Genomic DNA, 14,480 nt, shown 5'->3' with positions numbered 1-14,480 from the left:
AAATCTGTATAAAAAAAGCGCCAAAAAGAGGCGCTTTGAGATTACTCGTTGATCATTTCTTTATATTGCTCAGCTGTCATCAACTCGCCTACTTCAGCTTCGCTAGGAGATTCGATTACCACCATCCACGCATTTTCGTAAGGAGATTCGTTGACAAATTCAGGGCTGTCTTCCAGCTCAGCGTTCACTTCAACCACTTTGCCGCTAATCGGCGCGTAAAGTTCCGATACGGTTTTTACAGATTCAACGCTTCCGAAAGGCTGGTCTTTTTTCAGTTCGTCCCCAACTTGCGGCAATTCAACGAAAACGATATCGCCCAATTCGGCTTGTGCAAAATCAGTAATGCCAATACGTGCTGTACCGCCTTCTACTTTTACCCATTCATGCTCTTTTGAATAACGAAGTTCTTGTGGTGTGCTCATCGAAAACCCTCCAAATTATGTAGTTTGCTCCCCTTTAGTTTGACATAAACATTTGGGAAACACAAGAAATGTATGGCGCTACTTCCAGGTATTTTCATAGACGTCTTCCTTAAAGCCAAGCGTCGTTTTCTCCCCGTCCCATGCAAGCGGCCGCTTGATGAGCATCCCGTCGCCAGCAAGCAATTCCAGCTGTTCGTCCTCGCCCATTTCCGGCAATTTTTCCTTCAGCCCAAGCTCGCGGTACTTGATGCCGCTCGTATTGAAAAACTTCTTCAGTTCGATGCCGCTGGCTTTGTAGATTTTGCGGAGCTCTTCCTTAGAAGGCGGCGCTTCGGCAATATTGATCTCCCGATAATCGGCACCGTTTTCATCAAGCCATTTCTTTCCGTTGCGGCACGTGGTGCATTTTGGATAAGCATAATACGTAATCACAATAAAACCCCCTTTTCCTCAAGCTTACCAAAATTCATCTAGCCGGTCGAATGGAGAAAAGTGTCCATTTGCGGTGTGCCTGTAATCATTAAGCTGGATGATTTACTAATTCTATAAAAAGTTGAACGTTTCATTCTCTAAGAGCGGTTCTCGAGGGTTTATGAGCGGCTTTCGGAATCCTATGAGCGCTTTTACAGATTCTATGAGCGCATTCCGTACTTCAATGAGCATACGACCGAAAATGCCTGTTCATGCCTTACTACTCTCCATCTGCCATAGAAATTGAACAAAAGAAAAAACGCAGCCTGAGCTGCGTTTTCAAAAATTCTTACACGACGTATTTTTCAACTTCGATCAATTTAACGGCCGCTTCGCGTTTTTTCGCAATGACGTTGTAAGGCGTCGAGCGCGTCAATTTACGCAATGCAGAAAGCATCATGCGCTGGTTGTCGCCTTCGATAGCTGCAAGCAACGTTTCTTTTGCGTCTTTTTCGATTTTGTCGAATGCTTCCTGGCAATAGATCTGCGTGTAAAGGAGTTTCTGTTTCGCTTTTTCTTCGCCAGAAGCCGCGATCGCTTTTTCGGTGCGCAAAACTGCTGATTCCATTGCAAAGACGTTGCTGACGATGTCCGCGATGTTCACAAGCACTTCCTGCTCCTGCTCAAGCTTCGCTCCGTAGGTCTGTGCCGCTAGGCCAGCCGCCAAAAGCGCGATTTTCTTCGCGTTGCGCACCAAGTATTTCTCCTGGGCCAATGCTTCTGTGCCGATTTCTTCCGGCATCATCATCAACAGCTCTTCCTGGAGTTTTTGGGCATGCTCGAACAATGGCAGTTCGCCTTTCATCGCTTTGCGGATCAAAGTGCCCGGCACCAGCAGGCGGTTGATTTCATTCGTTCCTTCAAAGATCCGGTTGATGCGTGAATCGCGGTACGCTTTCTCGATTTCATATTCAGCCATAAAGCCATAGCCGCCGTGCAATTGAACGCCTTCATCAACGATATAATCAAGCGTCTCTGTTCCGAAGAATTTGTTCATGGAGCATTCCACTGCAAATTCAGCGATCGAATCAGCCACCAGTTTGCCGTCTGCGTGCTGCTCATCCGTAAAGCCGCTCATGCGGTCTTCGAACAAGCCGACTGTGCGGTAAACAGAACTTTCAAGGGCATACAATTGCGAAGCCATTGTGGCCAATTTTTCGCGCGTCAAGTTGAAAGATGAAATCGGCGTCTTGAACTGCTGGCGCTGGTTTGTGTAAGGGATGGTCAATTCCATCGCATATTTTGCTCCGCCGATTGTGCCTACGCCCAATTTGTAGCGGCCGATGTTCAAGATGTTGAACGCGATGACGTGTCCGCGCCCTGCTTCTCCCAACAAGTTCTCAACAGGCACTTGCGCATCCTGAAGGATCAATGTACGGGTAGAAGAAGATTTGATTCCCATTTTCTTTTCTTCCGGTCCGACCGAAACGCCGTCGTACGCGCGCTCTACGATGAATGCCGAGAATTTTTCCCCGTCGATTTTCGCGTAGACAACGAAGACATCCGCAAAGCCGGCATTCGTGATCCATTGTTTTTCGCCGTTCAAGACGTAATGCGTTCCGGCTTCGTTCAAACGGGCAGTTGTTTTCGCACCAAGTGCATCGGATCCTGAGCTCGGCTCAGTCAACGCGTATGCTGCAATCATATCACCTGTCGCTAGGCGCGGAAGGTATTTCTGTTTCTGGTCTTCGTTTCCAAAAAGCACGATCGGCAATGAACCGATTCCAACGTGTGCGCCGTGCGTAATTCCGAAGCCGCCTGCTTTCGACATCTTTTCAGCAATCAAAGCAGAGGCGATTTTATCAAGCCCAAGGCCGCCGTATTGTTCCGGCACATCTGCGCCTAAAAGACCCAGGTCTCCAGCCGATTTCAACAAACGGACGGAATGTTCAAATTCATGGTTTTCCAAGTTCTCGACGACTGGCATGACTTCTGTGTTCACGTAGTCTTCCGTCGTTTTCGCAATCATCTTATGCTCTTCTGTGAAATCTTCCGGTGTGAAAACCCGTGAAAGGTCCGCTTCTTCAATTAGGAAACTGCCGCCTTTGATCAATGTTTTTTCTTCTGCCATTGTGAATTCCTCCTAGTTATTGTTTCTATAGAGATGAAATCGCTCCAGGCGGACGCTTTCCGCGGGGCGTGGCCTGAGCCTCCTCAGTCGCTTCGCTCCCTCCGGGGTCTCAGGACTCACGCTTGCCCCGCAGGAGTCGCCGCCTTCCACTCATTCATCTAAGATTCATGTGAAAAAAGTATAAGCTATTACAGCATTTCAAAGACGCCGGCTGCGCCCATTCCGCCGCCGATGCACATGGTCACGACGCCGAACTGTTTGCCTTGGCGCTTCAATTCGCTCATCATGCGGATGGTCAGGATCGAACCTGTTGCGCCGAGCGGGTGGCCAAGTGCAATGGCGCCGCCGTTGAAGTTCACTTTGTCGATATCGATGCCCAAGTTGCGGACAACTGCGAGCGACTGGGAAGCGAAAGCTTCGTTCAGTTCCCAAACATCGATGTCTTCAATCGAAAGGCCTGCGATTTTCAATGCTTTCGGAATGGCTACGATCGGGCCGATTCCCATGACTTCCGGCGGCACGCCGCCTGTTGCAAATGAACGGAATTTCGCAATCGGCTTCAAGCCGAGTGCTTCCGCTTTCTCCCGGTCCATGACCAACAACGCGCCTGCGCCGTCCGATGTTTGCGAGGAATTCCCCGCCGTTACTGAACCGCGTGCAGAAAATGCCGCGCGCAATTTATTCAATGTCTGGATGCTCGTGCCGTGGCGCACGCCCTCATCCATTTCGAACATGAAGGTTTTTTCCTGGTACTTATTGTTTTCGTCGACAAAGCGCTTAGTCACTTCGACCGGAACGACTTCTTCGTCGAATTTTCCGGCTGCGATTGCAGCTGCTGCCCGTTCGTGCGAACGGACGGCGAATGCATCCTGGTCTTCCCGGCTGACGCCATATTGTGTCGCCACTTGTTCAGCGGTATGCCCCATGCTCATATAATACTGGGGAGCTGTTTCTGCCAGTTTCGCGTTCGGGCGGATGACATTGCCCATCATCGGCACCATGCTCATCGATTCGACGCCTCCGGCGATGACCGCTTCGGCTGAACCGACCATGATCTTTTCCGCTGCATAGGCAATCGATTGAAGGCCGGATGAACAGAACCGGTTGACTGTAACCGCCGGTGTTGTATCCGGGAGTCCTGCAAGCGCCCCGATATTGCGGGCGATGTTCATGCCCTGCTCCGCTTCCGGCATGGCGCATCCCATAATCAAATCATCTATCGGGCCGTCATATCCTGCCCGGTTTAATGCTTCCCGTACAACCAGTGCCCCGAAATCATCCGGGCGCACAGTTGCAAGAGAACCTTTTTTCGCTTTTCCGACCGGTGTACGGGCGCCGGCCACAATTACTGCTTCGCGCATGTTGTTTCCTCCTTTAATGTCTCGCCCTTAGTTGCGGAGCGGTTTTCCTTTGACCAGCATATGCTGCATCCGCTGTTGGGTTTTCGGTTTCGCGACCAGGCTCAAGAATGCCTCGCGCTCTAAATCAAGCAGGTATTGTTCATCCACCAACGTGCCGTACGGAAGTTTGCCGCCGGATAGGACGAATGCAAGCTTTTTCGCAATCTTCAAATCGTATTCCGAAATATAGCCCGAAATCAGCATGCCTTCTGCTCCAAGAAGCAGCGTGGCATATCCCGGTTCCCCTGTAACCGGCACTTTATCACGTACGGGAGCCTGGTAGCCGTTTTCGAAAAGATTCAAGGCCGCTTGCTTCGCGTCGTAGATCAAGTGATCGCTGTTGACGCTGATGCCGTCTGTGAAGTTCAGGAAGTTGTTTTCACGCGCTTCTTCTGCCGAAGTCGAAACTTTCGCCATGGCGATCATTTCGAAGACATTGCTTGCGACGTTCTGGTAATCGAACGTGACGCCATGCGGCAGGCCTTTCAAGTGTTTGATATACAATTCCTTGTTTCCGCCGCCGCCCGGGATCAGCCCGACGCCCGCTTCCACCAAGCCCATATAAGTCTCCATCGACGCCTGGATATGTGCTGCATGCAGCGCCACTTCCGCGCCTCCGCCGAGTGTCATGCCGAATGGCGCCACAACGACCGGCTTGGAGCTGTATTTGATTTTCATCAATGCGTTCTGGAACGTCTTGATGGTGAAATCGAGTTCAAAGATATTGTCGTCCTGCGCTTCCATCAGGATCATGCCGAGGTTCGCTCCGACGCAGAAGTTCTTGCCCTGGTTGCCGATGACAAGCCCTTTGTAGTTTTTCTCCACTTCGTCTACCGCGTAATTGATCATTTGCATGATATCCAAGCCGATGGCATTTGAGCGTGAATGGAACTCGAGCAATAAGATGCCGTCGCCGAGATCGATCAAGCTGGCACCGGAATTCGACTTCAGGACGCCATGCTTTTTCTTATAGCGCTTCAAGTCGATCACTTTTTCATTGACCGGGACCGGTGTGTAGTCTGCGCCATTGAAGAAATAGAGATCGCCGTTTTCTTCTTTATAGAAGCTTTCGTTGCCGCTGTCGAGCAGGTTTTGAACGAATGCCGGAATTTCATGTCCTTCTTGCTTCATTTTTTCAACCGATTCGCGGACGCCGATTGCATCCCACGTCTCGAACGGCCCCTGTTCCCAGCCGAAGCCCCACTTCATGGCGTTGTCGATCGCCACGATGTCATCGGCGATTTCGCCGTGCAATTGTGCCGAATAAAGCAAGGTCGGTTTGAAGAGGTTCCACAGCAATTCGCCTGTGCGGTCATTCGCATAGACCAAGGTCTTCATTTTCGCGGATAGCCCTTTTTGCTGTTTCGCCATTTCCTGTGAAGGCGTTTTCAATTTTCCGGCTGTCCGGTATTCCATTGTTTCTGGGTCCAGTTCCAGGATCTCTTTGTCTTTTTTCAGGAAGAAGCCTTGCCCGGATTTGGCGCCGATCCAGCCGTTTTCGACCATCTTGGTCATGAAGGCCGGTGCTTCAAACACTTTCTGCTCTTCGCCTGTTGTCTGGTCGTAGACGTTTTTCGCAACGTGCATGAACGTATCAAGCCCGACCACATCCAATGTGCGGAATGTCGCGGATTTCGGACGTCCGATCAATGGGCCGGTGACGGAATCCACTTCGCCGATCGAATAGCCGCGGCTTTGCATTTCACGCAGCGCCACCAGCAGCCCGTATGTGCCGATCCGGTTTGCGATGAAGTTCGGCGTATCTTTTGCAATGACGACGCCTTTTCCTAGACGGTCTTCGCCGAAGCGGGTCATAAATTCAAGCACTTCCGGGGAAGTCGTGTTCGCCGGAATCACTTCAAGCAGTTTCAAGTAGCGCGGCGGATTGAAGAAATGGGTGCCAAGGAAATGCTTCCCGAAATCCTCTGAACGCCCTTCCGCCATGGCATTGATGCTGATGCCCGACGTGTTCGATGTAATAATCGTTCCCGGCTTTCTGACTGCATCCAATTTTTCGTAAAGCGATTTTTTCACTTCCAGGTTCTCGACAATGACTTCGATGATCCAGTCCACATCTTTCAAGCGGTCCAGATCGTCCTCCAAGTTGCCCGGAGTAATCAGCTGCAAATTCTTCTTCGCTGCAAGCGGAGCAGGCTTCTGTTTCAGCAATTTCTGCACCGCAGTCGATGCGATCCGATTGCGTACGCCTTTATTGTCCAAAGTCAGTCCTTTGGCCTCTTCTTCTTTTGTCAGTTCGCGCGGAACGATGTCCAGAAGCACGACTGGAATTCCGATATTTGCAAGGTGTGCCGCTATGCCCGATCCCATGACGCCTGAACCGATGACAGCCGCTTTTTTGATTTGGTATGCCACTCGAAAACCCTCCTAGTGTTTTTGAATGAATCCTCATTCATTTTTTGGTTAAAAAAAATAGAACGTTCTCTATGCTCTTTAGTGTAAATTATTTTCGTTGTTTTCGCAATATTTAATCCTTAAATTTTTAGCAGCTCAGAACCGGCTCCCAAACTTCCTTTGCCAATCCCCATTAAACTGCTTCACTTTTCGCTAAAACAAAACTTCAGCGGCGATAAGCAAAAATTCTTTTCGAAAAGCGAAACACAAGGTACACTGTTGTAGAAGCGATTAGGAGGAGATTTTATGAAACCGATCAACACAACTGAACAATTCAATGAAGTGATTGCAGGAACACAGCCTGTCATCGTGAAATTCCAAGCTGGCTGGTGCCCTGACTGCACACGGATGGATATGTTCATCGACCCGATCATCGAGGAATACAACCAATACCAATGGTTCGACGTAAACCGCGATGAATTGCCGGAGCTGGCTGAAAAGTATGAAGTCATGGGCATTCCTAGCCTGTTGATCTTCCAAAATGGCGAGAAGACAGCCCATTTGCACAGCGCAAATGCGAAATCGCCGGAATCGGTCACAGACTTTCTTGCAAGCCAGGAAAAATAAGCAGAACCCCCAAAAGAATTAGATTTCGGTCTAATTCTTTTTTTGCGTTATAATAGAATTACTAACTATAGCAGAGGTGTCCCATGGATCAAACACAGCAAATTGAAGAACTGAAACAATTGGTTTCCCATTATGAAAAAGTCATCAGAAATATGTCGGCGCCCATCATTCCTTCCATCGTTCCGAATACCATCCTGGTTCCGATCGCGGGATATGTGTTTCCTGAACGCTTCGAAACGATCCGCACAAAGGTGCTGGAGTATGCGGAGATAAACCGCGAAACCGAACGCGTCATTTTCGATTTCACCGGCGTCCGGATGGAGGACGTGGAAACGTTCGACTACAACGTCCTGGCAACTGAATTGAGGCAATTGAACAACGCTTTGAAGCTCATGGGGCTCCGCCCGATCTATGTCGGCTTCAACCCCCGCTTTGTCCGTGAAATCGTCCATGCCGGCATCCAAGTGGAGCTGGAAGTATTCAATACGTTCCGTGCGGCGCTTCAGACCTTACTGGATGAAAGTGCAAGCGGCCTGACGAAATAATAAATCTGTTCAATCCGGAGGTGGAACGATGAAAGTCCTGATCCCTTTTGCCGGCATGTCGCAATACGATAAGAAGATTGACGAAAAATTGCGCGGGTCGGCATGCGGGCCAACGACTGCCGCTTCCATACTCCGATACCATGAAAAAAAAGACTGGGATGTCAACGAGGTGTATCAAGCACTCGGCACCACCCGAATCGGACTTTTCACTTGGCGATTGAAACGGAATTTCCGGAAGCTCGCAGGCAAGCGGTACAAGATTGAAAAAACGGCTTCCTTGGAGGAAGTCAAAAGCGAGCTGGCCTCCGGGCGGCCGCTTGCTGTAAAATTCGACCGCTATTTTTCATTCCGCTGGTTCTCGAAACCGGTCTTCAATTACCATTGGGTGCCGCTTGTCGGCTTTGAAGAAAAGCTGGACGACCTGATCCTCTACATCCACGACAACGGAAAAAGAAACCGCCCCAGCAAATTGCAGGCGGTTTCCTATGGAGCGAATAAAAAATTTCTGACGTTCGTCAAGATCGTCCCTACTCAAACGGATTAATGGGCGCCACGTTTTTTTCCAGTTGGCGGGCCAGCAGTTTCAATTCCTGGCCGTCAAAATTCTGGACCATATCGTTCGTGTAGTTCGGGACCGTAATTTCATCAAGAGAAACCTCAAGCGGAATGTCGCATTTGATGACCGCCAATTCCTTGGATAGGAGAAGCATTTCTTTATGCTCTTCTATCTTTTTCTTTTGCGCCGGCTTTAGTTCGTCAATCGCTCCGAGGACGCCGTCGACCGATCCGTGCGTCTGGATCAACTGGAGGGCGGTTTTCGGGCCGATCCCTTTGACGCCCGGATAGCCGTCGCTTGCATCGCCCATGAACGCTTTGACGTCTGCAAACTGGGCCGGCTCGATGCCATACTCTTCCTTAAAGCGTTCTTCTGTATAAACATCGTATACATGAAACCCTTTTTTCATGAATGCGATCCTGACCGAAGGGTTCAGCAATTGCAGCATGTCCTTATCACCTGTGATGATGGTGAACTCTGCTTTGTCTTTCCATTGCTTCGTGAACGAGCCGATAAAGTCGTCTGCTTCGATCCCCTTTTCCCCGTAGTTCATCCAACCGAGCTCTTCTGATACTTTTTTCGCCAGATCGAATTGGTGGAGCATATCATCCGGCGGCGCCGGGCGGTTCGATTTATAGCCTTCGAACAGATCTGTCCGGAACGTATGGGCACCCATGTCCCAGCAGACCGCCATATGCGTCGGCTTCATCATTTCTTTCGCTGCCAGCACGTGGCGCGCGAAACCTTGCACTGCATTGGTGGCTAGCCCTTCAGACGTGCGGAAATACTGGCCGACCGCTGATGTTGCAAAAAAAGAACGGAACAAAAGCGCCATGCCGTCCACCAGCAGTACGTGTGGTTTTTCATTCATAAAAAGTCCCCCATTCACTCTAAACATAATCTCCATTATACACTTCCAGACAGCAAAAAACCGCCGAAGCGGCGGTTTTAGCGTTTTCTTTTATAGGCCCGGTGTTCGATGCTGACGGACTTGAAAAACGAAGCCATCATCATCAGCATGATGAACGAGAACGGGAAAGCGGCGACAATCAGCGCGGTCTGCAAGGCATCTAGCCCGCCGGCAGACAATAAAATTACCGCAATCAGCGACTGGGCGATTCCCCATGTCAGCTTGACTGAGTTTGCCGGGTTCAATGAACCGTTTGTCGACTGCATCCCAAGGACGAATGTCGCTGAGTCTGCAGAAGTGATGAAGAAGGTGATGATCAACATAACTGCCACTACGGACAACAGGATGCCCCATGGCAATTCATTGAATACGCCGAACAGCACTTCCGAAGTCAAGAGACCGGTAAGGTCCGTTCCGCTTTGCTGCACATCCATCGCTGTTGAGCCGAATGCCGCAAACCAGATAAAGCTAAGGAATGTCGGGATCAATAGGACCCCGATCAGGAATTCGCGCACGGTCCGGCCGCGCGAAACACGGGCGATGAAAATCCCGACGAATGGCGACCAGGAAATCCACCACGCCCAATAAAAGATTGTCCAGCCATCAATCCATGCCCGGTTCTCGCCGTTGACCGGCGCAGAACGGAAACTCATCTGGACGATGTTCTGGAAATAACTGCCCAGAGAATCGGTGAACATGTTCAGGATCAGCAAGGTCGGCCCTAAAATGATGACCAGTACAAGCAATGCGATGGCCAATACCATATTGGTGTTCGACAAATACTTGATGCCTTTGCTGAGCCCGCTCCATGCGGAAATCATGAAAAGGACCGTGATGACGGCAATGATGATCAGCTGGACGGTGAAATTGTCTCCAGGGATATCATCGATCAGAAAAGCAAGCCCTTCGTTGATCTGGATGGTCCCGAAACCGAGTGTTGTCGCAACGCCGACTGCTGTCGCAAATACAGCGATGACGTCCACGAGGACACCCAACGGGCCATTCATCTTATCTCCGAAAAGCGGCTTCAGCGTAGCTGAGATCAGCCCGGGCTCGCCTTTGCGGAATTGGAAATAGGCAAGCGATAACGCGACGACTGCATAAATCGCCCAAGCGTGGATGCCCCAGTGGAAAAAGGTGAAGCGCATCGACTCGCGGAAAGCTTCGACGCTTCCCGGTTCGGCCGTCGCCGGGTCGATGGCGAAATGGGACAGCGGCTCCGCTGCTCCCCAGAACACAAGCCCGATCCCCATGCCTGCTGAAAACAGCATAGCGATCCATGTGCCGTAAGAAAATTCCGGTTTGTCGGTGTCTTTCCCTAGACGGATTTGCCCCATCGGACTGATGAGGAAAAACAAGCAGAACAGAACCATGACCGAAACAATCAATAAATAATACCAACCGAACGATGTGGTCAGGAATCCTTCTATATTCCCGGTAACTTCTGCAAAACTGTCTGGTGCCATCGCTCCATAGGCTACAGCCAAAACGACAAGCGCCAGCGCAATCCAGAAGACATTGGTTACTTTCTTCATATAGTACCCCTCCTGATATTTTTATCACAAGTGTTTATGTTACGGAATAATGCGGTGAGTGTCAAACCCCTCCGCCTATGTATGCACGCAAAACGAGAGCCTGATTCCATAACGGATCAGTCCCGTTGGGTGGAGGAAATTCAAGCACTCCTAGTGTTGCGCAGCCTTCCGGCTGCCCTATTCTTTTGCTTCAGCATCCATTCATAAAATATCAAATAAATATTTCGGAACGCTGAAATCGTGCAAAAACCTGCTGAAATTTACAACATTTCCATCGAACGCTTTTTGCGTCCACACCTCATTAGTCTTTTCATTCCCTTTAATTTCTTAAACTATTCCCTGAATCGCCTTTTGACCAAAATAAAAAAGCGCCAGTTCCAGAGCCAATTTATGCAGCTCCGAAACCCGTGCTTATTCATGCCCGAAGGCCTGTTTTTACTCATCGATGCCCATGGACTTTTTATAGCCGGCCAAGTAGCCCATCTCGGACGGACTGCCCAGTTCCATTGAATTCATCGCCCGATGCCAATTCGGATAAATCGGTGCCGGCCGCGCAGCGGATTCGATCCGGTCATGCTCTTCCGGTGCCAGCTGAATATCATATGAGGCGATATTTTCCTTCAGCTGCTCCTCATTGCGCGCGGCGATGACAATCGGGCCGACGTTCGGGCGGTCCCGCACCCATGCGTAGGCGATTTGAGGGACTGATGCATTGTGGTTCGCAGCCACTTCTTCCAGCACATCAATCACATCGTATAACCGTTCCTGATCCTGTACCCACGGTTCCGGCCATCCGGCGCCTTGGCGCGTATTCTCCGGCGCTTTTTTATTGCGCCCGATTTTCCCGTTCAGCAGCCCTTCACCGAGCGGGCTCCAAATCATCGAACCGATGCCCAGTTCCGTTCCTGCAGGCAAAAGCTCGTATTCCGCTTCGCGGGCTTCCGGCGTATAGTAGATCTGCTGCGTGATCGGCGGAATAAAACCGCTCCGCTCCGCCACCGAGAACGTTCTTGCCAGCGCCCAGCCGCTGTAGTTTGATACGCCCCAATGCCGGATCTTCCCGGATTTCACGAGGCTCGTCATCGCTTCCACCGTTTCTTCGACCGGCGTCTGCCCGTCCCAAAGATGCACGAAATATACATCGAGGTAATCCGTCCCGAGGCGCTCCAGCGACTCGTCGATCGAAGACAGGATATTGTTCCGGGAAGCACCGCGGACATTCGGGTTCTCACTTAGCGGAAAACCGGTTTTCGAGGTCAGCAGCACTTCGTCGCGGCGCCCCTTGATGGCTGCCCCAAGCACCCGTTCAGCATCCCCTTTTGAATACAGGTTCGCCGTATCGAACATGTTGATCCCGGCTTCCAGCGACAGGTCCACCATACGGCGCGCTGTGTCTTCCTTGATGTCGCCTGCTGCTTCAAATCCGTTTGTCCCGCTGAACGGCACCGTTCCAAGAATGTACTTCGGCACACGCAAGCCTGAGTTTCCAAGATAGATGTAATCCATAAAATCCTCCTTCTGGCCATGAATAAATGGCCTAATACGGCATAATAATGGATTACCCTACTGTACTTTTTATAAAACTGTTGGACTCCACTTTAACTGACATCTCACAAGCTCCGAAATTCCATGAATGCCGTTTTCTCAAAAACGTTCAGGATGCACGGCTGCTTTTCCTTTTTCTCCAATGCCTCATGCTCTGCAGGGAATTCGGATTCGACATTCAGGCGGATGAACGGCAATTTCTCCTGCGCTTTTTGCGAGCGGAGGTTCACCACTCTTGCCCCTGCAAAAACCCGTTCCAATTCCAGTTCTTCAAAAGCGATCCGCAAAATGGCAAGCTTGGACGCTTCGTTGTATCCTTGTCCCCAGTATTCATGGCCAATCCATGTACCGATATGGCAGGATTTTTTATGGTGGTCAATGAACATGAGATCGGTGAGGCCGACCAAACGGTTTTCTTCATTCAAAATTACGCGCGGAAGGGTTTTGCCTTCCCCCTCTTCTGCCATTACTCTCCGGATAAACCGCTTTGTGTCTTCTACGGTGCCGTCTGGCAGCCCCAAGGCTTCCTTCACAGCCGGTGCGGAGGATAACCTGTATATTTCTTCGCCGAACTCTTTCCGGTGCTGTACCAGCTTTATGTTTTTCATTTAATTCCCCCAACTCGCCCTTCTATTGTTGCGGCAAACCCAGCTGAACCGTTTTTCACGATGCTGTCCGCGATCCCTATATTCACTTTTAAAAAGTCCGGAATTTCTTCGCTTTCCATTATCTCCTGTGTGCTCATCCAGCCGATATCCGCCACTTCATCCGGATCTTTAGCGAACGGTTCCCCGGACTCATATGTACAAAGAAATACAATATCCACCACAGGAACCCCGGAGTCTGCCACAAATGAAGAACTGTTGACGTAGACAAGAAGGGATACGGTTATGCCCACCTCTTCTTCCACTTCCCTGATCAAGGTCCGCTCCAGAATATCCGTCGTGTTTCCTTCCTGGTCGACTTTCCCGCCCACCAAAGCCAGCGTCCCCGGCGCATGATCTTCCTTGTCGCTTCTTCGGACAATCAGCCATTTCCCGTCTTTATAAATTGCACCTTCGACATTTACAATAAACATGTTCTCATCTCCAGTTTTTTGTTTTCTGCTGCATATCTTTAACTATATCCAACTTCTCCATTTCGATCCAAGGAATTTCCAGAATAGTAAAGTATAATGAAACTACTTGTCCAGCAGAAAATGAAGCAATCTATGATACAAAATGCAAAGGAGTGAAGGGAATGAAACATGCATTGGTCATCGGCGGAACGGGGATGCTTGCTAAGGCTTCAGTTTGGTTGTCTGAAAACGGCTATCACGTTTCGGTGATCGGCAGAAATCCGGAGAAGATGCAGCATCTGATAGGACAAAACCCCGTACAACTGACACCCGTCTTGGTTGACTACACGCTGACCAGTCAGCTGGCCCAACAAATTCCTGCCATACAGCAAAAAAATGGACCGATTCAGTTGGTCATTGCCTGGGTGCATTCAACCGGACCACTCGTTATTCCAAGCCTTCTGCGAATGCTTCCTGCCCATCAACCTGTGGCATTCTTCCATGTGAATGGCAGCAATTCAAACCTGAAGGACATAAAGGCTGAAACAGAACCACCCCACCACATTCTTTATCACCAGATCCAGCTCGGGTTCAAAATAGAAAATGGGATGTCCCGCTGGCTGACGCATGATGAAATTTCACAAGGCATTATCGAAGCCGTCCGATCAGGAAAACCGGAATCGGTCATTGGGACGACTGAACCATGGGACAAACGCCCTTAAGCGACTCCCCGCTATGATTCCCATTGATTTCTAAACCGATATTGATAACTTTTCTGTTCTCTTAGCCGTGCCAGCTGATTACATAAATATGAATCGGCCCTGATTTCGGCAGCAGCCCGCCTAATCGCTTTCAAAGGGCGGATCTTCTTGAGGGCCGCTCAAGAATTAGATGAAAATTGAAAACAGGAAACAGCCGCGTTTATCCGGCTGTCTCCTGTTTTTCTCTTTCAATCACCTACTTTAAAGATACTTGTTATCTATAATGAA

Annotated in this window: 14 protein-coding genes; 4 read left to right on the top strand and 10 right to left on the bottom strand. The window is 50.0% G+C overall.

Annotation, left to right across the window (positions count from 1 at the left end; all coding sequences use genetic code 11):
- Nucleotides 1-41 precede the first annotated feature (41 nt).
- The 5 genes from gcvH to ACFSDB_RS10660 all read right to left on the bottom strand — a co-directional run bounded on the left by gcvH (nucleotide 42) and on the right by ACFSDB_RS10660 (nucleotide 6,737).
- On the bottom strand, nucleotides 42-422 hold the full coding sequence (gene gcvH, locus ACFSDB_RS10680; protein ID WP_204893067.1) for a glycine cleavage system protein GcvH: 381 nt from the start codon (nucleotides 420-422) through the stop codon (nucleotides 42-44).
- Nucleotides 423-500: 78 nt separating this feature from the next.
- The gene (locus tag ACFSDB_RS10675; RefSeq protein WP_204893131.1) at nucleotides 501-857 is read right to left on the bottom strand and encodes an arsenate reductase family protein; all 357 of its coding nucleotides are present in this window, start codon (nucleotides 855-857) and stop codon (nucleotides 501-503) included.
- Between the two features lie 325 nt (nucleotides 858-1,182).
- A complete protein-coding gene (locus ACFSDB_RS10670) occupies nucleotides 1,183-2,964 on the bottom strand; it encodes an acyl-CoA dehydrogenase family protein (RefSeq protein WP_204893066.1) in 1,782 nt (593 codons plus the stop codon).
- 188 nt (nucleotides 2,965-3,152) lie between these two features.
- Nucleotides 3,153-4,325 carry an acetyl-CoA C-acetyltransferase gene (locus ACFSDB_RS10665; protein WP_204893065.1) on the bottom strand — a complete coding sequence of 391 codons (1,173 nt, stop codon included), beginning with the start codon at nucleotides 4,323-4,325 and terminating at the stop codon, nucleotides 3,153-3,155.
- Between the two features lie 27 nt (nucleotides 4,326-4,352).
- Nucleotides 4,353-6,737 (bottom strand): 3-hydroxyacyl-CoA dehydrogenase NAD-binding domain-containing protein, encoded by a 2,385-nt coding sequence (locus ACFSDB_RS10660; RefSeq protein WP_204893064.1) that lies wholly within the window; start codon nucleotides 6,735-6,737, stop codon nucleotides 4,353-4,355.
- 285 nt (nucleotides 6,738-7,022) lie between these two features.
- Here ACFSDB_RS10660 and ACFSDB_RS10655 point away from each other — a divergent pair, with 285 nt between their 5' ends.
- The 3 genes from ACFSDB_RS10655 to ACFSDB_RS10645 all read left to right on the top strand — a co-directional run bounded on the left by ACFSDB_RS10655 (nucleotide 7,023) and on the right by ACFSDB_RS10645 (nucleotide 8,432).
- The gene (locus ACFSDB_RS10655) at nucleotides 7,023-7,343 is read left to right on the top strand and encodes a thioredoxin family protein (RefSeq protein ID WP_204893063.1); all 321 of its coding nucleotides are present in this window, start codon (nucleotides 7,023-7,025) and stop codon (nucleotides 7,341-7,343) included.
- A gap of 83 nt (nucleotides 7,344-7,426) precedes the next feature.
- The gene (locus tag ACFSDB_RS10650; protein WP_204893062.1) at nucleotides 7,427-7,888 is read left to right on the top strand and encodes an STAS domain-containing protein; all 462 of its coding nucleotides are present in this window, start codon (nucleotides 7,427-7,429) and stop codon (nucleotides 7,886-7,888) included.
- Nucleotides 7,889-7,916: 28 nt separating this feature from the next.
- A complete protein-coding gene (locus ACFSDB_RS10645) occupies nucleotides 7,917-8,432 on the top strand; it encodes a C39 family peptidase (RefSeq protein WP_204893061.1) in 516 nt (171 codons plus the stop codon).
- On the opposite strand, the gene ACFSDB_RS10640 is transcribed toward ACFSDB_RS10645, so the two are convergent.
- From ACFSDB_RS10640 to ACFSDB_RS10620, 5 genes are all read right to left on the bottom strand, one after another.
- A complete protein-coding gene (locus ACFSDB_RS10640; protein WP_204893060.1) occupies nucleotides 8,416-9,315 on the bottom strand; it encodes a 5'-3' exonuclease in 900 nt (299 codons plus the stop codon). The two genes, ACFSDB_RS10645 and ACFSDB_RS10640, sit on opposite strands and share 17 nt — an antisense overlap.
- 77 nt (nucleotides 9,316-9,392) lie before the next feature.
- Nucleotides 9,393-10,889 (bottom strand): glycine betaine uptake BCCT transporter, encoded by a 1,497-nt coding sequence (locus tag ACFSDB_RS10635; protein WP_204893059.1) that lies wholly within the window; start codon nucleotides 10,887-10,889, stop codon nucleotides 9,393-9,395.
- 435 nt (nucleotides 10,890-11,324) lie between these two features.
- Nucleotides 11,325-12,395: an aldo/keto reductase gene (locus ACFSDB_RS10630; protein WP_204893058.1), complete on the bottom strand. Its 1,071-nt coding sequence runs from the start codon at nucleotides 12,393-12,395 to the stop codon at nucleotides 11,325-11,327.
- Nucleotides 12,396-12,499: 104 nt separating this feature from the next.
- A complete protein-coding gene (locus ACFSDB_RS10625) occupies nucleotides 12,500-13,042 on the bottom strand; it encodes a GNAT family N-acetyltransferase (protein WP_204893057.1) in 543 nt (180 codons plus the stop codon).
- Nucleotides 13,039-13,512 carry an NUDIX hydrolase gene (locus ACFSDB_RS10620; protein ID WP_204893056.1) on the bottom strand — a complete coding sequence of 158 codons (474 nt, stop codon included), beginning with the start codon at nucleotides 13,510-13,512 and terminating at the stop codon, nucleotides 13,039-13,041. The genes ACFSDB_RS10625 and ACFSDB_RS10620 overlap by 4 nt, the downstream gene beginning before the upstream one ends.
- Before the next feature lie 161 nt (nucleotides 13,513-13,673).
- Between ACFSDB_RS10620 and ACFSDB_RS10615 the strand changes: the two genes are divergently transcribed.
- A complete protein-coding gene (locus ACFSDB_RS10615) occupies nucleotides 13,674-14,213 on the top strand; it encodes a short-chain dehydrogenase (protein ID WP_204893055.1) in 540 nt (179 codons plus the stop codon).
- Nucleotides 14,214-14,480: the final 267 nt, after the last annotated feature.

It is taken from the genome of Planococcus chinensis (assembly GCF_042681545.1).
Taxonomy (GTDB): domain Bacteria; phylum Bacillota; class Bacilli; order Bacillales_A; family Planococcaceae; genus Planococcus; species Planococcus chinensis.
This window is presented reverse-complemented; position numbering and strand designations above follow the sequence as displayed.